Below are 18,194 nucleotides of genomic sequence, written 5' to 3' on the forward strand. Positions count from 1 at the left end.
CACTTCAACTCGCTGTACCCGCGACCGGGTTGAGCCCCCGCGCTCCAACTCGCCTTCCCAATGACCCCGTTGAGCCCCCCGCACCCCCCGCTGAAGGGAAACAGCCTTGCGCACGCCCGCTCTGACCACGTCGTCCGACGGTTTCCTCCTCCACGGTGAGCCGTTCCGGATCATCTCCGGCGCGATGCACTACTTCCGCATCCACCCCGATCTGTGGGCGGACCGGCTGCGCAAGGCCCGGCTGATGGGCCTCAACACCGTGGAGACGTACGTCCCCTGGAACCTCCACCAGCCCGACCCGGACAGCCCGCTCGTCCTCGACGGACTGCTCGACCTGCCCCGCTATCTGCGCCTCGCCCGCGCCGAGGGCCTGCACGTCCTGCTGCGCCCCGGCCCGTACATCTGCGCCGAGTGGGACGGCGGCGGCCTGCCCTCCTGGCTCACCTCGGACCCCGACATCCGGCTGCGCTCCAGCGACCCCCGCTTCACGGACGCCCTCGACCGCTACCTCGACATCCTGCTGCCCCCGCTGCTGCCGTACATGGCCGCGAACGACGGCCCCGTGATCGCCGTCCAGGTGGAGAACGAGTACGGGGCGTACGGCGACGACACCGCGTACCTCAAGCACGTACACCAGGCGCTGCGTTCCCGGGGCGTGGAGGAGCTGCTCTTCACCTGCGACCAGGCGGGCTCCGGCCACCACCTGGCCGCAGGGAGCCTGCCCGGCGTCCTGTCCACGGCCACCTTCGGCGGAAGGATCGAGGAGTCCCTCGAAGCCCTGCGGGCCCACATGCCCGAAGGACCGCTGATGTGCTCGGAGTTCTGGATCGGCTGGTTCGACCACTGGGGTGAGGAGCACCACGTCCGGGACGCGGCGAGCGCCGCCGCCGACCTCGACAAGCTGCTGGCCGCCGGTGCCTCCGTCAACATCTACATGTTCCACGGCGGCACCAACTTCGGCTTCACCAATGGCGCCAACCACGACCAGTGCTACGCCCCGATCGTCACCTCCTACGACTACGACGCCGCGCTCACCGAGTCCGGCGACCCCGGCCCCAAGTACCACGCGTTCCGGGAAGTGATCGCCCGTCACGCGCCGGTCCCGGACGAGCCGGCCCCTGCCCCCTCGCCCAAACTCGGCGGTATCACCGTGGAGTTGGACCGCAGGGCTCCCCTGCTGCCGTACGCGACCTCTCTCGGCGCGGCCGTGGAGCGCACCGAACACCCGCTCACCATGGAGGAGTTGGGGCAGCGCTCCGGCTACGCCCTCTACCGCACGACCCTCCCCGAGGCGGGCGACGGTCTGCTCCACTTCGCCGGCGGGGTCGGCGACCGCGCCCAGGTCTTCGTGGACGGCGCCCCCGTCGGCGTCCTGGAGCGCGAACGCCACGACGAGACCCTGCCCCTGCGCGTCCCGCACCCCGGTGCCACGCTCGACGTCCTGGTCGAGAACATGGGCGGCGTCAACTACGGTCCCCGTATCGGCGCCGCCAAGGGACTCCTCGGCCCGGTCACCTTCAACGGCACCGCCCTGCTCGGCTGGGACATTCACCGGCTCCCGCTGGCCGACCTGTCCACGGTCCCCTTCGTCCCCGCGTCCGCCGAGGCGGCCCCGGTCACCGTCCCCGCCTTCCACCACGGCACCTTCGAGGTCGGCACCCCCGCCGACACCTTCCTCTCGCTGCCCGGCTGGACCAAGGGCCAGGCCTGGATCAACGGCTTCCACCTCGGCCGCTACTGGAACCGGGGCCCCCAGCGCACCCTGTACGTCCCCGGGCCCGTCCTGCGCCCCGGCGCCAACGACCTGGTCCTGCTGGAACTCAACGCCACGACCAGCTCCCGCGCCGAGTTCACCGACACGCCCGACCTGGGCCCGGTGAAGCCCTGATGACACCGCCGCAGCCGCTGCCGCAGCCGCACCGGCTGCGGCTCCCGGCCGGGCGGGTGCCGCCGTTGCGCGGCCACCTCCCCTTCGCCGACGCGCCGGGCGTGCCCGACCCCATCGAGGTCACCAGCCGTCTGCTGACGCGGGGCGGCCGGCCGTGGTTTCCCGTCTCCGGCGAGTTCCACTACAGCCGGTATCCGGCGGGGGAGTGGGAGGAGGAGCTGCTGAAGATGAAGGCGGGCGGGGTGACGGTCGTCGCCGCGTACGTCATCTGGATCCACCACGAGGAGACCGAGGGGCGTATCCGCTTCGACGGCGACCGCGATCTGCGCCGCTTCGCCGAACTCTGCGCCCGCCACGGCCTGGACTTCGTCCCCCGCATCGGCCCCTGGGTCCACGCCGAGGTCCGTAACGGCGGCCTGCCGGACTGGGTGCTGGCCCGCACGGACGCGCCGCGCACCGACGACCCGGCCTATCTCGCCCCCGTACGCGCCTGGTTCACGGCCGTGGCCGGACAACTCCACGGGCTGGGGCGGGCGGACGGCGGTCCGATCGTCGCGATCCAGATCGAGAACGAGCTGTACGACCAGCCGGGGCATCTGCTGTCGCTGAAGCGGATGGCCCAGGATGCGGGGCTGTCGGCCCCCTTGTGGACGTCGACCGCCTGGGGCGGAGTCCAGCTGCCACCCGACGAACTCCTGCCCCTCTACGGCGGCTACCCCGAGGCCTTCTGGACCGAGGCGGACGGCGGCTGGCCCGACACCTGCCGCAAGCACTTCTTCTTCACCCACCAGCGCGACGACGAGGGCATCGGCGCGGATCTCCGTCCCACGACGGTGCGCGGCGGCGACCCGGCGGACCAGGCCGGTCTCGCGGCCCGATTCCCCTGGGCGACCTGCGAGTTGGGCGGCGGTATGGCGGTGGCCTACCACCGCCGGCCGCGCGTCGAGGCCGCCGACATCGGCGCCCTCGGCCTCACCAAGATCGGGTGCGGCTCGGTCTGGCAGGGCTACTACATGTTCCACGGCGGCACCAACCCGCCGGGCGACCTCACCCCCCTCCAGGAGTCCCACGCCACCGGCTACCCCAACGACCTCCCCGTCCTCACCTACGACTTCCAGGCCCCCCTCGGCGAATACGGCCAGTACCGCCCCTCCTACGACGAACTCCGCCTCCAGCACCTGCTGTTGGCCGACTTCGGCCGGCTGATCGCGCCGATGGACCCGGTCCTGCCCGAGCGGCGGCCGACGGGGCAGGACGACCGGGAGACGCTGAGGTGGGCGGTTCGCGGCGACGGCCGGTCGGGCTTCCTCTTCGTCAACAACCACCAGCCGCACGAACCGCTGCCGGACCATCCGGACACGTCGTTCGAGGTGGAGTTCCCGGACACCGGTACGGCTCTGTCGCTGCCGAGCGCTCCCGTCACCATCCCCCAAGGGGCCTATCTCTGCTGGCCGTTGCGGCTGGAGATCGCCGGACTGCGGCTCGACTGGGCCACCGCGCAGCCCGTCTGCACGGTCGACGACGGCCGTGGCCGTACGGTCCTGGTCCTGGCCGCGACCGACGGCATCGCCCCCGAACTCGCCCTGGACATCGGCACGGTGACAACTCTCTCCGCGCCCTCGGGCGAGGTCACCACCTCGGGCGACCGCATCCTGGTGACCGGGCTGCGGCCCGGTACGGACGCGCTGGTCGAGGTAGACGCCGCCGACGGCAGCCGGGTCGGTCTCCTGGTCCTGGACGCGGCGACGGCCCGTACCGCCTACCGGGGGCCGGCCTGGGGTGCCGAACGGCTCGTCCTCGCCGAGTCCGGTGGCGGTGTCGTCTTCGACGGCCACGCGGACGAGGTGCGTGTCCACAGCTCCGCCCCGGAACCGTCGTTCGCCGTCCTGCCCGCTCCCGAACGGGCTCCTGTGGTGGCCGGGGCCGTGGTCAAGGAGGCGACGGACGGGGTGTTCGTCCGCTACACGCTGGTGGCGGAGGACGACGGGGGACGGGGAGTCGGCGGTGGGAGCGGGGTGCTTCCGGTCCGCCTGGTCCGGCCCGCGGGGGTGGCGCCTCCGGTGACGACGGGGGTCCTGGGGCGGGCGAGTGCGCCGGCCGACATGTGGTTCGACACCGTGGCGGCCGAGTACGTGGTGGCGCTGCCGGACGATCCGCCGCCCGGCGCGGTACTCCATGTCCACTGGACCGGGGATGTGGCGCGGGCGTACGCGGGGGACCGGCTGGTCGCCGACCAGTTCTACTCGGGGCGTACGACCTGGGACATCGGCCTCGATCGGGTGCGTGCGGGGGTGCTGCGGTTCCGGGTGCTGCCGTTGCCCGCCGGGGCGCCGGTGTACGTGCCCGGCCGCGCGGGTGACTCCGAGATCCCGGCGGCGATCACCCGAGCGGAGTACACCACCACCCGCCCCTGGCCCCTCCGCCCCGGCTGACCCTCGACTCCCTCGCGGGGGCGAGAAGTCGCCAGACCTATTCTGTGGCCCCGGCCAGAACCCGGCCCCCCCCCGGAACCCGACCCACCCGAACCCGACCCACCCGAACCCGACCCACCCGAACCCCGTCGCAAAGGAACCAGCCGCATGTCCCGAAGCACCACGGACGGCACCGCGGCCGACGACCCCGCCGGCGGCCCCGCCCGCACCCGCAGCCGCCGCAACTTCGCCGGTTCCCGCCCGGTGATGGCCGACGTGGCGCACCTCGCCGGCGTCTCCAAGCAGACCGTCTCCCGGGTCCTCAACGACAACCCGGCGGTCCGGCCGGAGACCCGTGAGGCCGTGCTGGAGGCGATGCGGACGCTCGGGTACCGGCCGAGCCGGAGCGCGCGTTCGCTGGCCAGCGGCCGGACCCGGATGCTCGGGGTGATCTCGTTCGACGCGGCGCGATACGGCCCCGCCTCCACGCTGACCGCGATCAACACGGCGGCCCAGGAAGCGGGTTACCTCGTCAGCTCCATCGCCCTCGACACGGCGGACCGGGACACCGTCGTCCAGGCGGTCGACCGGCTGTCGGCCGAGGGCGCGGACGGGATCATCGCCATCGCCCCGCAGCGCCCGGTCGCCACCGCACTCGCGCGGGCCCGCCCGGACACCCCGCTGGTGATGCTGGACAACGGCCTCGGCGACGGCACCCCCGTCGTCTCCTCGGACTTCACGGCGGGCGCCCGGCTGGCGACCGAACACCTGCTGGGCCTCGGCCACCCCACGGTCCGGCACATCGCGGGCCCGACCGGCTGGACATCCGCCGACCGGCGCGCCGCGAGCTGGCGGGCGACCCTGACGAGCGCCGGCGCACGCGTCCACGAGCCGCTCGTCGGGGACTGGAGTGCCGACTCCGGCTACGCGCTGGGCCGGCGGCTCGCGGACGACCCGGATGTCACCGCCGTGTTCGTCTCCAACGATCAGATGGCGCTGGGCCTGCTGCGGGCTCTGCACGAGGCGGGCCGCCGGGTTCCGGACGAGGTGAGTGTGGTCGGGTACGACGACATCCCGGAGGCGGCGCATCTGTTGCCGCCGCTGACGACGATCCGTACGGACTTCTCGTTGATCGGCACGATGGCGCTGCGCTTGCTGTTGTGGCAGTTGGACGGGTCGGAGTCGGCGGGGGGCGCGGTGGTGGAGGGGCCGGTTGTTCCTGTCGAGCTGATTGTTCGGGACAGTACGGGGGTGGTGGGGTAGGTCGCCCAGGGGGGTGCCGGGAGGGGTTTTCGGGCGGCTGCGGGTTCGTGGGGGCTGGTCGCGCAGTTCCCCGCGCCCCTTTGGGGGCGCCCCCAAAGGGAGGCGCCCCCTAGGTCACGGCTTCCTTGCTATCGCTCCGTACATCGCGATGTCCTCGTCGCGGATGTTCTGCTCGCCCGTGCCGTCCGGGAGCCACTTGTGGACCTGGACGATGCCGGGCTCGACGAGGTCGAGGCCGTCGAAGAACTCGTGGGCCTCGTCGATGGTGCGCAGCCGCATCGGCATGTCGCGGGCCGCGTACTCGCGGGCGACCCGGCCCACCTCCTCGGGGGCGAACTCGGCGGTGCCGATGGTCATCGCCAGATAGCTGCCCGAGGGGAGGGGTTCGAGGAGACGGCGGACGATACCGACCGCGTCGTCCTCGTCGAGGACGAAGTGGACGATCGCGATCACGGTGAGCGCGACCGGCTTGCTCAGGTCGAGGGTCTCCGCGAACTCGGCGGAACCGAGGACGGTCTCCGGGTCCTGGAAGTCGGCCTCGATGTACGCGGTCCTGCCCTCGGGGGTGCTGGCCAGGAGCCCCTGGGACAGGGTGAGGACGATCGGGTCGTTGTCCACGTAGACGACCCGGGACTCGGGGGCCACCGACTGGGCTATCTCGTGGAGGTTGGGGGAGGTGGGGATGCCGGTTCCGATGTCGAGGAACTGGCGCATGCCCGCCGTCTCGGCGAGCCAGCGCACCGCGCGGTTCATCCAGTCGCGGTTGGCGCGCATATGGACCGGCAGGGCCGGCCACTCGTGCGCCATCGCGTCACCGGCCTCCTTGTCGGCCGGGTAGTAGTCCTTGCCGCCGAGGATGTAGTCGTAGATACGCGCGGAGTGCGCGTGATCGGTGTCGATCCGGTCGGCCGGCCATCCGTTGTCGGGCAACGCCGTCCCTCCCATCAGGTCGTGTCGTACAGGTGCACGGTCGGGCAGAGCCGGGGGTTCGGCGAGCGAGGAACCCCGGTCCTCAAGTGATGGTGCGTCGGTTCTCAAACAGGTGGTGCGTCAACGAGGCGTGGCAGCAAGCGGGTTCACAGCAGGAAGTCGGCCTCGCCCGCCTTCACGCCGGCCAGGAAACTGGTCATCTCGCGGGGGGTGAAGAGCAGTGCGGGGCCGTCCGGGTCGGTCGACTGGCGTACGGCGACGCGGCCGTCGGCGAGCTTCTTCACCTCGACGCAGGCACCGCCCGCGTCGTCGCTCCACGGCCGGTGCCAGTCCTGCTTGCCGAGGTCGCGGGCGGGCATGCCGTTGCGGACGCCGTTGTGTACTCCGTCGGGTATGTGGTGGTGCACGTCAGAGCTCCTTGCGTATCGCACCGAGGAGGACCTCGGTCTTGCGGGCGGGCGCCGACTGCGCGCCCAGCCGGTCCAGGGCCTCGCGGTAGACGACGACGTCCTCCCCCTTGTCGAGGTAGACGGCGCCGACCAGACCGCTGAGGTAGACGATGTCCGGCAACTCGGGGGCCCTGAACCGGAAGAGATGGAACGCACCGGCCCGCATCGCGGGATGCGGACCGTTGTGGAACGGCATGAGCTGGACCGTCACATGCGGCAGCCGGTTCAGCTCGATCAGATGGTCGATCTGGGCGCGCATCACGTCCGGCCCGCCGACCGGCCATCTGAGCACCGTCTCGTCCATCACCACCCACAGCCGCGGCGGCTGCTCACGGGTGAGGAGTTCCTGGCGCCGCATCCGCAGCGCCACCCGCCGCTCGGTGTCCTCCGTCGCCGCGTGCGGATTGCCGGCGCCGAGCAGGGCACGGGCGTACTCCTCGGTCTGGAGCAGACCGTGCACGAACTGCGCCTCGTACGCGCGGATCTGGAGCGCCGCCTGTTCCAGGCTGAGGTAGGCGGCGAACCAGTCGGGCAGGACGTCACGGTAGGTGTGCCACCAGCCGCGCTTGTTGGCCTCGCGGACCGACTTCAGGAAGGTCTCGATCTCCTGCTGGTCCCGTACGCCGTAGATCTGGAGCAGTTTCTCGACATCGGGGAGGCGGAGCCTGGCGACTTTGGCGGCCTCCAGCCGGCGGATCGTGGAATGGCTGACACCGATCGCCTCGCCCGCCTGCTCGAACGTCAGACCGGCACGGGTGCGCAATTCCTCCAGCTGTCTGCCCAGGATCATGCGCAGGACGGAGGGGGCGCCGCCCCAGTCCGTTTCCGCGGTCAAGCCCACCACCCCCTCACACCGAGCCCAGAGGTCATGTCGAACTGCTCAACGTGTGTTGCGCACTTTCCTTCAAGGGTTGCGCGTTGTTGTGCGAGTCGCTTCGAGTGCGCAGTCTGACACGATCTTGGCTCGAACGGGGACGGCATGAGACCCACAAATTGCAAATTTCAACTTGCTGGTTGCGAGGTGTTGTTCGCGGATGCCACAGTGGACGTACCGTCACGGCTTCGGTGAACGCTGAGGCCGCGCGGCCAGGTTGGGGGAGATGTGGCCGCAACTCAGCGCTGTTCGACGCGAGTTGCCAATGATCGCGTCGAACGGCGAGGCGGTTGTGGCACCGGCACGGCTGCGGTGCGAAGGGCCGACGAAAGGCATATGGCGATGGCTCCGCCCACCCTCCCTCCCTCCACGGACCGGTTAGCCCCGGCCATGTACCCACCCCTTGGAACAGAGGCCTACGAACCCCACAGAGCGGGTGTGTTCGGACTGCCCGCGGTGCCCGCGTCGGCCGGCGAGGCGCGCAGGACCGTACGCGAGTTGCTCGGCGAGTGGGGGGTGCGTCCGGAGACCCGTGAGGACGCCCTCCTGATCACGTCCGAGCTGGTCACCAACGCGTTGACCCATACGGACAGCGAGTGGATCGTGTGCCGGCTGCACTTCACCGGCCGACGACTCCGTATCGAGGTGGAGGACCAGAACAACGGTCACGCACAGCCTGCCCGGCGTCGTCCGGGCCCCGACGACCAGAACGGGCGAGGGCTCATGCTGGTCGGCATGCTCAGCAGCGACTGGGGGGTGCGCGACACCCCACAACGGTCCGGTCGTGTCGTCTGGGCAGAACTGCCGTCGGAGGGCCGGGAAACCGCCGAGCCCGCCCCTCCGACGGCCCCGCACGAGGACCAAGGGCTACCTCTGACCGATCTGACCGATCCGTCCTGGACGTAGGCGTTCCGCCGAGAAAGCCGCACTGCCTCGCTGTTCGTCCGCCGCGCCGTCGTGGTTGTTCGCGCCCGCGCGGCGGAGCCGCACATGGGCACTGTCCCGCGCCCTTTTGGGGCGCGGGCGAAGGCGTCTTCGCTGGAGACACGTTGCGCACCGAGTCCGACCGCGCGCCGCACCGCGACCGGGACGTGCCCCTGCCCGGCGGCACCCGGCGCGCGGTCAACCTGGTCGACGGAACACCGAGCCACATCCCGCCGGTGGCCCCGCCGACGCCGGTCGTGGCCTCCAACGGCGCCGAGGACCCCTTCGCGGCGGGCTGTCTCTTCGGCCGGCTCACCGGCGAACCGGCCTCCTGAGTCCCGGCCGGAGCCACGGGGCCCGCTGAGCCCCCGCCGAGGCGGCGGAGGCGGCCCCTGGGCCTCAGCCCGGCCGGAGGCCCGCCGCCACCAGCCGGGCCTCCATCCTCCGGCGGGCCGCGCCGAGCACCGCCACCAGGAGTTCCTTGCCCGACTGCCGCTGCCGTACGTCACAGAGGAGGACCGGCACGGCGGGCCCCAGGTCGAGCGCCTGGCGGACCTGCTCGGCGTCGACGTCGCGGTAGCCGTTGAAGCAGTTGACGCCGACCGCGAACGGGATGTCGCGGGACTCGAAGAAGTCGACCGCGGGGAAGCAGGCGTCGAGCTTGCGGGTGTCGGCGAGGACGACGGCCCCGAGGGCACCGCTGCACAGGTCGTCCCACATGAACCAGAAGCGGTCCTGGCCCGGCGTACCGAAGAGATAGAGCACCAGCTCGGGGGAGAAGGTGATCCGGCCGAAGTCCAGGGCCACGGTCGTCGAGACCTTCTTCTCGACCCCCCGCAGATCGTCCACACGCCGGCCCGCCGCGGTGATGTGCTCCTCGGTCGCCAGCGGGGTCACCTCGCTCACCGCGCCCACCAGGGTGGTCTTGCCGACGCCGAAGCCCCCCGCTATGAGGATCTTCAGGGCGGTGGGTACGAGAGGCTCGGAGCTGACGGACACCATCCATCACCCTTTCGACGAGTTCCAGGCCCGGCCGCCGTAGCGGCTCACGCGTCCTGCACGTAACCGGACGGGGTTTCCGAACGGGGCGCCGCGCTCAGGTACTTGCCGACCTGCTTGACCAAGGTCCCCATCTCGAACGCCATCATGCCGACGTCCACCTCCTCGGAGGCGATCGCGGCGAGCCGGGCGCCCCGGCCGGCGGCGGTGACGAACAGGAACGCCCGTTCCATCTGGATGACCGTCTGCTGGACCTCGCCGCCCTGGAAGTGACGGGCCACGCCCCGCGCCAGGCTGTGCATGCCCGAGCCGACCGCGGACAGATGCTCCGCGTCGTCGAACCGGATGTCCTTCGACTTGCCGATGAGGAGACCGTCCCCGGACAGCACGATGGCGCAGTGGATCTCGGGTATGCGTTCCACCAGCCCGTCCAGCAGCCAGTCCAGTTGGGGACCGGGGCGTTCCTGCTCTGTCATGTCGTGCGTGTTCCTCACGGTCGGTCGGCGCCAGGGGCGGCGCCGGGTCGTCGGGGCGCCCGGGGGGCGGCGCCCGTCAGGCGGCGCCGGGGCCGGGCCGTGGTGCCGGCCGGCCGTCGGTGCCGTCGGTGTCGTCCGGGCCGCCGAGCCGGGCCCGCGTCGAGCCCCGCCGGATCGCCACCACGGCGCGGGCGAGGGCGTCGGGGCACAGCGTGTCCTCCGCGTCGTCGTCCGCGCCGGGGAGCCCGGCCGCGTCCTCGGGGGGCCGTGGCGCGGCCGGTGTGCTTCGGGGCCGCCGCGGCAGGCCCTCGGGGAGGTGCGGGGCGTCGGCCTCGGCGCGGGGTGTGTCACCGCTCATCGGGGCCACCGTGTCGTATCGCGCGTGGGGCCGATGCGGGGGAGGGTGCCTGGCATCTGATTCCTCGTACGACAGTGAACATCCGATGGCGATGGGGGTGCCGCGAGCCGTCCGGCAACCCCTGTGCTCCGGCTTGACACACCGTCGGCGAATGTCAGCGGGCGGACGGAACGGTATCAGGACCCGAGCCCCGTCGTCAGCACCCGCCCGTCCGCAACTCGTCGCCGGACGGCAGGAATTGACGACGGTTCCGGAGCCGTTCCGGCGGGTCGGGGACCGTGCGACGGAGCCAGTGCTTCCGGGGGCTTTGCGGAATGACTACTTGTCGACACGGCAGGGCCTCGGAATCGGCACTCTCCGGCCACATGTGCTTCCCGGGGGTGTGGCTTGAAATAAGCTGACGCCTGATCAAACATGCACAGGCAGCGCGACAGTTTGGTATTTGGGGCCGTGCGGCGCCGGGGGAGGCGTACGGGCGCGGGGGTGTGCCTGGTGGCTCGGTCGGTGGGTGTCTGATCCCATGTCGCGTGCAACCGTACAAGTTAGGCTTGGAAAGTATCAAAATGTGGACATCGCCCCCCTCCTGTCTCACAGTCAGGCTCGGATTTCAATTGCCCATGTTTCGGCCAAACCCCCTTAACGATCTTGGCGTAAGAGGTTGATTTGTAGACCATGTTGCAGGTCGGTCGGATTTCCCCAAGCGGAACCCCGATCCGACGCACAGCCACCGCGTCTCCCCCGGGCGCGGGGAGACGCCTAGAAGGGCTTGGCGTGGAACACGTCTTCACAACCCAGGACCATGAGGATCTACGGCAGCGCGTACGCGAGTTCGCCGAGCGCGTGGTGCGTCCGCTGATACCCGAGATGGAGGCCTCCCGTACCGCACTGGTGGGGCTCTCCCGACTGATCGCCGAGCAGGGCTGGATCGGGGCCACGATCGACCCGGCCCATGGCGGCATGGGCGCGGGCCATCTGGCCAAGACCATCATCATCGAGGAACTGTCCCGGGTGAGCGGCGCGATGGGAGCCATGGTCCAGGCCTCCCAGCTCGGTGTCGCCAAGATCATCCACTTCGGCGACGACCGCCAGAAGAGGTACTGGCTGCCGAGGATCGCCCGGGGAGAGGTACTGCCGACCATCGCAGTCACCGAGCCGGGGTCGGGGGGCCATGTGGCCGGCATGGAGAGCAGCGCGGTGAGGGACGGCGACGACTACGTCCTCAACGGCCGCAAGGTCTTCGTCGGCAACAGTCATGTGGGCGATGTGCACGGCGTCGTGGTCCGCACCGGCCCCGGCTCCCGGGGCATGACGGCCTTCCTGGTCGAGTCCGACCGGCCCGGCTTCTCCCTCGCAGAGCAGGTGCCCTCCATGGGCCTGCACGGCTTCAGCTTCGGTGAGCTGATCTTCGACAACTGCCGGGTCCCGGCCGCCAACCGGCTCGGCGAGGAGGGCGAGGGGCTGGCCGTCGCCTACTCCTCGTCGGTGCTCTACGGCCGCCTCAACCTGACGGCGGTCTCCCTGGGCATCCACCAGGCGGTGTTCGAGGAGACCGCCCGGTACTGCGGTGAGACCCAGCGCTACGGAAAGCCGCTGGGGCATCTGCCCAACATCAAGATCGAGCTGGGTCGGATGCTGCAACGCCTCACCCTCGCACGGCAGAGCGCCTATCTCGCCGCGCATCTGCTGGACCAGGGGCGGCCCTGCGACATCGAGCTGCTGTCCGCGAAACTCTTCAACGTCGAGTCGTCCATCGAGTCGGCACAGGCGTCCGTCAAGATGCACGCGGCCTGCGGTCTGTTCACCGACCGCCCGGTCGAGCGCTATCTGCGTGACGCCTTCCACATCTACGCGCCCGCCGGCACCTCCGAGATCCAGGGGCTCAGGCTGGGCGAGTTCGCGCTCGGCGAGAACAAGGGCCAGTGGTCCGAGCGTCTGGCCGATCTGGTCCGCACCCCGCAGGTCGAGCAGCGGGAGACGGAACCGGTCCCGGTCGGCGAACTGGTCTGAGGCCGGCCGGAGAGACGGTCCAGGGCCGGTCCGGAGCCGGTCGTACGCAACCCGGTCGAGAGCCGGTCGTACGCGCCGTCGGGGCACGGGGGAGCCCCGCACATCACCGGTCCTCGGACAGCAGAGAACCGCGGACACGACGTCGTGTCCGCGGCTTTCGTGTGCCCTTGTGGGGCCGGATGCCCGGCGGTCCGTCTCCCCTCGACCCAGCGGACCGGCGGCGGCGCCCGGCCCGGTCTCAGCGGCCGGAGGAGGCGATGGCCTGGATCTGGTCGGACATCTCCTGCGCCATGCGCTTGATGATGTCCAGCCGCTGCCGCCCCCAGGTACGGGAGTCGGTGTCGACGACACAGATCGTGCCGAGGTTGATCCCCGCCAGCGCGTCGACCAGCGGCGCGCCCATGTAGGAGCGGATGCCGATCTCGTCCACGACCGGGTTGCCCGCGAACCGGGGGTAGTCGCAGACGTCGTCGAGCACCAGCGCCGCGGTCCGCTTGACGGTGTGCGGGCAGAAACCGTGGTCCAGGCGCATCTCCCGGCTCATCGAGGTCTCGGCCAGCTGCCCCGTCGAGATGTTCACGGGTCCGGCGTCCGGCGTGTAGAGCCCGGCGAAGAACTGCCGCCTGTCGTCGACGAAGTTGACCATCGCGTACGGCGCGTCCAGCTCCAGGGCCAGCCGGCGCGCGAACGCGTCGAACTCGGCCCGGGGCGTGTCGGCGAGCCCCAGCTGAGCGAGCCTGGCGGCGCGTTGCGGGCCGACCGGGTCCTCGGGGGTGAGGAGCAGACGGTCGAGCGGCGGCTCATAGGAGGAATAGGGGCTGTTCATCGGAACTCCGTTCGAGGTCGGCTGAGCTGAGTAGAGGTCAACGGAGCACGGGTGGCTGGTGCGTCGCCACACCGGGTGTCATACCGAGCAGATGCTGCACGAGTTCGACGAGCACACCCGTACCGGAGCTGCAGTGCCGGGCGTCGCAGAACACGATCGGCGCGTTGGACTTCAGACCGATGGCGTCGCGGACCTCCTCGACGGAGTACTGGTAGGCGCCGTCGAACTCGTTCACGCCCACGACGAACGGGATGCCGCGCACCTCGAAGAAGTCCACCGCGGGGAAGCACGCGTCGAGCCGGCGGGTGTCGGCGAGCACCACCGCGCCCAGCGCCCCGTCGGACAGCTCGTCCCACATGAACCAGAATCGTTCCTGCCCGGGTGTGCCGAACAGATACAGCACATGGTCCGAGTCGAGGGTGATCCGGCCGAAGTCCATGGCCACGGTGGTCGTGTACTTGTCCTCCACCCCGTCGAGGCTGTCGGTGCGGGCACTGGCCGTGGTGATGACTTCCTCGGTGCTCAGCGGCGCGATCTCGCTGACCGCCCCCACGAAGGTCGTCTTGCCCACCCCGAACCCTCCCGCCACCAGGATCTTCAGGGCGGTCGGGAAGGGGTCAGAGCCGTGCGCGTAGGCCATCGAGCACCGCCTCCAAAACATCTCGGTTGGCGGCGGAGGCCGCCTCGACGGCACGGGGAGCCCGTGCGGTGAGCGCCTCGTGCTGCACCAGGTCGGACAACAGGACTTTGGTGACGGCGACCGGGAGGTTCATCCGCGCGGCGACCTCGACCACCGGCACCGGCCTGACGCACATTGCGAGCGCCAGGTCGTGGTCGGGGCCGAGGTCGGGGACCGGCCGGACACCGGTGGCCATCACCAGGGTGAGCAGGTCGAACGATGTGGAGGGCCGAGTGCGCCCGTTGCTGACGGTGAACGGCCGGACTAAGCGTCCGGCCTCCTCGTCCAGGAACAACTCGTCCGTCATCGCCGTCACATCCCCGCGGGTGCGTTCGGGCGGCGGGCCGGCGTGGCGAGGAACGGCTGTACGGCCCGGATCAGCATGCCCATCTCGTAGCCGAGCGTCTCGGTGTGCGTCGACGCGTCCGCGGTGACCGCCAGGACGGCGCCGTGGCCCGCGGAGGCCACGATGAGGATGCCGTTGTGCAGTTCCACGATGACCTGACGGACGGTGCCGCCGTTGCCCAGCACCCTGTCGTGGCCGAAGGACCGGCCCAGGGAGTTGAGGCCGGAGGATATGGCCGCCAGCCGGTCGGCGTCGTCGGCGCTCAGATCCACGTGTGCCTTGCTCAAGCCGTCGGACGAGAGCAACAGGACCTGGCGGGTGCCGGGCACGGTCTTCTTGAGGTTCTCCAGCAGCCAGTCGATGTTCTGTCCGGTGGGGTGGCTATCGCTCACCATGGTGGGGTTCTTCTCCTTGCGGTCGGTGCGGGGCCCAGCGCGCGTCGTCGACGGGGATCACGTCGGAGGTCGCGCCGGCGAGACCGAAGCCTCGATTGATTCCGGCCAGGAGGCCGGGGCTGAAGTTCAGGTCCTGCTCATGGGTCTCGGGGCGCGGGGCGGGGCCGTTGCGCAGCTCGGGGGCCAGGTGCTCCATCGCCCGGCGCTTCGGCAGGACCGGCCGGGCGGGCCCGTCGGACCCGTGCGGGGCGCCCGTCGGGCGGTCGTAGCCCGAGGGACGGTACTCGGAGCGCAGCTCGGAGACGGGCTGCGCCCGCTCGTGCCGGGGGGCCGCGGGGGGCGGCGCGGGGGCGGCCGACCGCTGGGGCAGACCGGTCGGGGGACCGGGCCGGGAGGGGCGCGAGACCGGGGGGCCCGGGTGCACGGGGGGCGGTGCGGCGACCGGCGGTGCCGCGGGGGACTGGCTCTCCCACGCGGGCCCGGACGCCTGCCCCGGGTGGGGCGCGGCCGGCCTGACCTGGACCGGTGCCCGGACCGGGCCCGTCCCCTCCTCCTCGCCCAGCAGCCCCTGCGGGAGCACCAGGATGGCCTGGACGCCGCCGTAGATGTTGCCCTGCAGCTGGACCGCGATGCCGTGCCTGCGGGCCAGGGAGGAGACCACGAACAGACCGATCCGGCCGTCGGCGAGCAGCTTGGCGACGTCGATGCGGGCCGGGTCGGAGAGCAGGGTGTTGATCCGGTCCAGGTCCTCCTGGGGGATGCCCAGGCCGCGGTCCTCCACCTCGATGGCGATGCCGGCGGTCACCCGGCGGGAGCGCAGCAGGATCTGGGTGTCCGGGTGGGAGAACATGGTGGCGTTCTCGACCAGTTCGGCCAGCAGGTGGATGACGTCGGCGACCGCGTGGCCGCGCAGGGTGCCCTCGATGGGCGGCACCAGCTTGACGCGGGAGTACTGCTCGACCTCGGCGATGGAGGACCGCAGCACCTCGGTCAGTGTCACGGGATTGGTCCACTGGCGACGGGAGACCGCGCCGCCGAGGACCGCGAGGTTCTCCGCGTGCCGGCGTATTCGGGTGGCCAGGTGGTCGATGCCGAAGATGCGCCGGAGCAGGTCCGGGTCCTCGACCTGGTTCTCCAGATCGTCCAGTTCACGGATGGTGCGGTGGACGAGCGACTGCAGCCGGCGGGCCAGGTTGACGAAGACCTCGACCTTGTCGCTGTTGTCGTCGGACGCCGACTGGAAGTAGCTCGCGGCCCAGACGAGGGCCTCCCGGGCCCGGTGCTGCGCCTCGGTGACCTCGTACTCCAGCTTCTGGTACGGGTCTTCGGCGCGTGAGGCCTGGTAGGCGAAGCCGCGGGAGAGCAGCTGTTCGCCCCGCTTGAGGCGGGTCAGGTCCTCGTCGAGCGCCCAGTTGCCGGTCGTGATGGCCTGCCGCAGCGACTCGGCGCGCTTCGCGTCGGACCTGGCGCGCTTCCTGGCCGCCATCACGGCCCCGGCGATGCAGCCGCAGCCGAGGACCGCGCCGCCCGCCAGCACACCCCAGGTGGCGGCGTCGGCCGTGCCCTCCTGCAGGCGCAGCACCGTGCCCGTGACGGCGGTGGATATTCCGGCCATGAACGCCGCGGGGAGCACGGCGAGCCGCGTCAGCCGGGGCTGGGGGGCGGAGGAGTGCGCGGAATCCGAGGCCCCGCTTTTCCCGTGCCGATGACGAGTCGGGGGAGTCGTCGTGTTCGGCCGACCGTGTTCCGGGGTCGTTGCGAAGGGTGGGGGTTCAGGCATCGGAGTCCTCTCGATCAGCCAGTACGCGACAGAGTAGCGAAGAACGTCAACTATCTGACCAGCGGTCCTAGACGCTCAGGGGAGGTCTGTCACCTGAGGTGCCGTCAGTGGCGGCAAGGGTCTGCGACGCCTTTCTACCGTCTCTTCACGAGGCGGCGCCGGAACAGTTCTTCACACCTCGGCCGGGGCGTCGCGCCGCCTGTGAAAGAGGGGTCGCCGGGCGGCGGCCACCTGCGGGTTCCCCCGCACCGATTCTCGTCCCCCGTCATGAGGGCGCAAGGTTCACGCCATTCGGCCGTGATAGTGCCTCGTGTCAACTCGGCTTGCAGTAGCGGGAGTTGGGTGCGAAGGTAATGCGTTCGCACATACCGCGCACGACGCACCCCAGGAACATTCACACCGGGAGGGCCGGAACGGGGCCGAGTTCGACGCCGGGTGATGCTTTGACTAAGCTTTAGACTTCAAGCGATCAGCGCGGCGAGCGGGTGTGAGAATCTGTTTGCCGGGCGGCCTCCACCGTACGGTTTCGGCCAAGCCCTCTTGTTCTCCTGCGGAGTCGGGTCAGCGTGTGCTCTGACGCGTCTCCCGGGGGCTGACGCCGTAGCGCCGTCGGAAGGCCGTACTGAGGGCGCTCGCGGAGGAGAAGCCGGCGGAGTAGGCGAGATCCGTGATCGTCATGTGCTCGCACTCCGCGCACAGTAAGCGGTCCCGGACCAGCCGCAGCCGCTCCTCGCGGATCAGCTCGCGGGGCGTGGTCCCCGCCTTCTGCAGGGCCAGTTGGATCTGGCGCAGCGACCAGCCGAGGGCGCGCGCCACGGCCGTACCCGTGAGGTTCGGGTCGGCCACGTGGTCGCGCACATAGCGGCGGACCATCGCCTCCACCTCGCCCAGCTGTCCGGGGGCGTCGGGGCGGTCGTCGCCGACGGTGAGCATGCACACCAGCTCCACGACCCGGTCGGAGACGGCGTTGAACTCCGGGTCGGTGAGGTGCTCGCGCTCCTCGTGCAGTCCGGTCAGCATCGAGCCGACGATACGGCCGAGCCCGGTGGTGAGGTCCAGACCGCTGGCGACCGGTGATCTGGTGTTGAGCCGCCCGTCCACCTCGCGGGCCGGGATGGTGAAGATGAACGCGTCGATGGCGTCGCTCTGGAGGCACTGGAAGGGCGACGCGAAGGTGACCAGCGCCGCCGTGCCCGCGGTCAGCCGGGCCTCCTCGCCGTCCTGGCGCAGGAGGATCTCACCGCTCATCGGCAGCAGCAGCCGGTAGTCCTCGTCCGGGTCCTGGCGCACCTGGCGCATCGTGCGGGTGTACTCGATCTCGTCGGACCGGTACTTCACCAGTTGATACGTGTCGGTGCGCTGACGGACGGTCTCGCCGCGGAAGTTCTCCGACTGGGCGTATCTGAAACCCATCCGGGACTGGTACGAGCCGATCCGCTCGGTCCAGAAGTCGGCACGCTCGCGTGGAGTCAACTCCTCGGTGGTCAGCGCCTCGACGCTGTAACTTCCCGCGGGCAACGCTGCTCCTCCCTGGTGCCGGGCCCCCGACGACGTCCTTGTGGTCTCTTACGGCCCCCGACGGGAAAAAC

General features: G+C 70.7%; 18 protein-coding genes. 6 read left to right on the forward strand and 12 right to left on the reverse strand.

Going from position 1 to position 18,194, the window contains the following annotated elements; all coding sequences use genetic code 11:
• The first annotated feature begins 106 nt into the window (after positions 1-106).
• The 3 genes from ABT147_RS03980 to ABT147_RS03990 all read left to right on the forward strand — a co-directional run bounded on the left by ABT147_RS03980 (position 107) and on the right by ABT147_RS03990 (position 5,562).
• Complete coding sequence (locus tag ABT147_RS03980) at positions 107-1,888, forward strand: glycoside hydrolase family 35 protein (RefSeq protein ID WP_351402508.1); 1,782 nt, start codon at positions 107-109, stop codon at positions 1,886-1,888.
• Entirely contained in the window at positions 1,888-4,320 is a 2,433-nt protein-coding gene (locus ABT147_RS03985; protein ID WP_351402509.1) for a beta-galactosidase, read from the forward strand. The genes ABT147_RS03980 and ABT147_RS03985 overlap by 1 nt, the downstream gene beginning before the upstream one ends.
• A gap of 147 nt (positions 4,321-4,467) precedes the next feature.
• Positions 4,468-5,562: a LacI family DNA-binding transcriptional regulator gene (locus tag ABT147_RS03990; protein WP_351402511.1), complete on the forward strand. Its 1,095-nt coding sequence runs from the start codon at positions 4,468-4,470 to the stop codon at positions 5,560-5,562.
• Between the two features lie 114 nt (positions 5,563-5,676).
• Here the strand turns inward: ABT147_RS03990 and ABT147_RS03995 are convergent, their stop codons facing one another.
• From ABT147_RS03995 to ABT147_RS04005, 3 genes are all read right to left on the reverse strand, one after another.
• Positions 5,677-6,492 (reverse strand): SAM-dependent methyltransferase, encoded by an 816-nt coding sequence (locus ABT147_RS03995; RefSeq protein WP_351402513.1) that lies wholly within the window; start codon positions 6,490-6,492, stop codon positions 5,677-5,679.
• Positions 6,493-6,638: 146 nt separating this feature from the next.
• Positions 6,639-6,899: a DUF397 domain-containing protein gene (locus ABT147_RS04000; RefSeq protein ID WP_351402515.1), complete on the reverse strand. Its 261-nt coding sequence runs from the start codon at positions 6,897-6,899 to the stop codon at positions 6,639-6,641.
• Position 6,900: 1 nt separating this feature from the next.
• Positions 6,901-7,776 carry a Sco1979 family transcriptional regulator gene (locus tag ABT147_RS04005; RefSeq protein ID WP_351402517.1) on the reverse strand — a complete coding sequence of 292 codons (876 nt, stop codon included), beginning with the start codon at positions 7,774-7,776 and terminating at the stop codon, positions 6,901-6,903.
• A 477-nt stretch (positions 7,777-8,253) separates the two neighbouring features.
• On the opposite strand from ABT147_RS04005, the gene ABT147_RS04010 reads away from it, so the two are divergent.
• Positions 8,254-8,721 carry an ATP-binding protein gene (locus ABT147_RS04010; protein WP_351402519.1) on the forward strand — a complete coding sequence of 156 codons (468 nt, stop codon included), beginning with the start codon at positions 8,254-8,256 and terminating at the stop codon, positions 8,719-8,721.
• 143 nt (positions 8,722-8,864) lie between these two features.
• The gene (locus ABT147_RS04015; RefSeq protein WP_351402521.1) at positions 8,865-9,074 is read left to right on the forward strand and encodes a hypothetical protein; all 210 of its coding nucleotides are present in this window, start codon (positions 8,865-8,867) and stop codon (positions 9,072-9,074) included.
• Positions 9,075-9,138: 64 nt separating this feature from the next.
• On the opposite strand, the gene ABT147_RS04020 is transcribed toward ABT147_RS04015, so the two are convergent.
• The 3 genes from ABT147_RS04020 to ABT147_RS04030 all read right to left on the reverse strand — a co-directional run bounded on the left by ABT147_RS04020 (position 9,139) and on the right by ABT147_RS04030 (position 10,572).
• Entirely contained in the window at positions 9,139-9,741 is a 603-nt protein-coding gene (locus ABT147_RS04020) for a GTP-binding protein (protein WP_351402523.1), read from the reverse strand.
• A gap of 44 nt (positions 9,742-9,785) precedes the next feature.
• Positions 9,786-10,214 (reverse strand): roadblock/LC7 domain-containing protein, encoded by a 429-nt coding sequence (locus tag ABT147_RS04025; RefSeq protein ID WP_033529372.1) that lies wholly within the window; start codon positions 10,212-10,214, stop codon positions 9,786-9,788.
• Between the two features lie 76 nt (positions 10,215-10,290).
• Positions 10,291-10,572: a hypothetical protein gene (locus ABT147_RS04030; RefSeq protein WP_351402525.1), complete on the reverse strand. Its 282-nt coding sequence runs from the start codon at positions 10,570-10,572 to the stop codon at positions 10,291-10,293.
• A 771-nt stretch (positions 10,573-11,343) separates the two neighbouring features.
• Between ABT147_RS04030 and ABT147_RS04035 the strand changes: the two genes are divergently transcribed.
• A complete protein-coding gene (locus tag ABT147_RS04035; protein WP_351402527.1) occupies positions 11,344-12,579 on the forward strand; it encodes an acyl-CoA dehydrogenase family protein in 1,236 nt (411 codons plus the stop codon).
• 238 nt (positions 12,580-12,817) lie between these two features.
• Here ABT147_RS04035 and ABT147_RS04040 read toward each other — a convergent pair whose 3' ends face one another.
• The 6 genes from ABT147_RS04040 to ABT147_RS04065 all read right to left on the reverse strand — a co-directional run bounded on the left by ABT147_RS04040 (position 12,818) and on the right by ABT147_RS04065 (position 18,123).
• Positions 12,818-13,405 (reverse strand): GAF domain-containing protein, encoded by a 588-nt coding sequence (locus tag ABT147_RS04040; RefSeq protein WP_351402529.1) that lies wholly within the window; start codon positions 13,403-13,405, stop codon positions 12,818-12,820.
• Between the two features lie 37 nt (positions 13,406-13,442).
• Positions 13,443-14,045, reverse strand: a complete 603-nt coding sequence (locus ABT147_RS04045; RefSeq protein WP_351402531.1) for a GTP-binding protein — start codon at positions 14,043-14,045, stop codon at positions 13,443-13,445.
• The gene (locus tag ABT147_RS04050; RefSeq protein ID WP_351402533.1) at positions 14,023-14,391 is read right to left on the reverse strand and encodes a DUF742 domain-containing protein; all 369 of its coding nucleotides are present in this window, start codon (positions 14,389-14,391) and stop codon (positions 14,023-14,025) included. Before ABT147_RS04050 ends, ABT147_RS04045 begins: the two co-directional genes overlap by 23 nt.
• Positions 14,392-14,396: 5 nt before the next feature.
• Positions 14,397-14,825 carry a roadblock/LC7 domain-containing protein gene (locus tag ABT147_RS04055; protein WP_351402535.1) on the reverse strand — a complete coding sequence of 143 codons (429 nt, stop codon included), beginning with the start codon at positions 14,823-14,825 and terminating at the stop codon, positions 14,397-14,399.
• Positions 14,812-16,605, reverse strand: a complete 1,794-nt coding sequence (locus tag ABT147_RS04060) for a sensor histidine kinase (protein ID WP_351402537.1) — start codon at positions 16,603-16,605, stop codon at positions 14,812-14,814. Before ABT147_RS04060 ends, ABT147_RS04055 begins: the two co-directional genes overlap by 14 nt.
• A gap of 561 nt (positions 16,606-17,166) precedes the next feature.
• Complete coding sequence (locus ABT147_RS04065; RefSeq protein ID WP_351402539.1) at positions 17,167-18,123, reverse strand: helix-turn-helix domain-containing protein; 957 nt, start codon at positions 18,121-18,123, stop codon at positions 17,167-17,169.
• Positions 18,124-18,194: the final 71 nt, after the last annotated feature.

Source organism: Streptomyces sp. NPDC001868 (genome assembly GCF_040297125.1).
GTDB lineage: Bacteria > Actinomycetota > Actinomycetes > Streptomycetales > Streptomycetaceae > Streptomyces.

Bases quoted from the DNA above. Each gene is read 5' to 3' on its own strand.
- ABT147_RS03985 (WP_351402509.1), top strand. From the start codon at position 1,888: ATGACACCGCCGCAGCCGCTGCCGCAGCCGCACCGGCTGCGGCTCCCG.
- ABT147_RS03990 (WP_351402511.1), top strand. From the start codon at position 4,468: ATGTCCCGAAGCACCACGGACGGCACCGCGGCCGACGACCCCGCCGGC.
- ABT147_RS04020 (WP_351402523.1), bottom strand. From the start codon at position 9,741: ATGGTGTCCGTCAGCTCCGAGCCTCTCGTACCCACCGCCCTGAAGATC.
- ABT147_RS04025 (WP_033529372.1), bottom strand. From the start codon at position 10,214: ATGACAGAGCAGGAACGCCCCGGTCCCCAACTGGACTGGCTGCTGGAC.
- ABT147_RS04030 (WP_351402525.1), bottom strand. From the start codon at position 10,572: ATGAGCGGTGACACACCCCGCGCCGAGGCCGACGCCCCGCACCTCCCC.
- ABT147_RS04040 (WP_351402529.1), bottom strand. From the start codon at position 13,405: ATGAACAGCCCCTATTCCTCCTATGAGCCGCCGCTCGACCGTCTGCTC.
- ABT147_RS04045 (WP_351402531.1), bottom strand. From the start codon at position 14,045: ATGGCCTACGCGCACGGCTCTGACCCCTTCCCGACCGCCCTGAAGATC.
- ABT147_RS04050 (WP_351402533.1), bottom strand. From the start codon at position 14,391: ATGACGGACGAGTTGTTCCTGGACGAGGAGGCCGGACGCTTAGTCCGG.
- ABT147_RS04055 (WP_351402535.1), bottom strand. From the start codon at position 14,825: ATGGTGAGCGATAGCCACCCCACCGGACAGAACATCGACTGGCTGCTG.
- ABT147_RS04060 (WP_351402537.1), bottom strand. From the start codon at position 16,605: ATGCCTGAACCCCCACCCTTCGCAACGACCCCGGAACACGGTCGGCCG.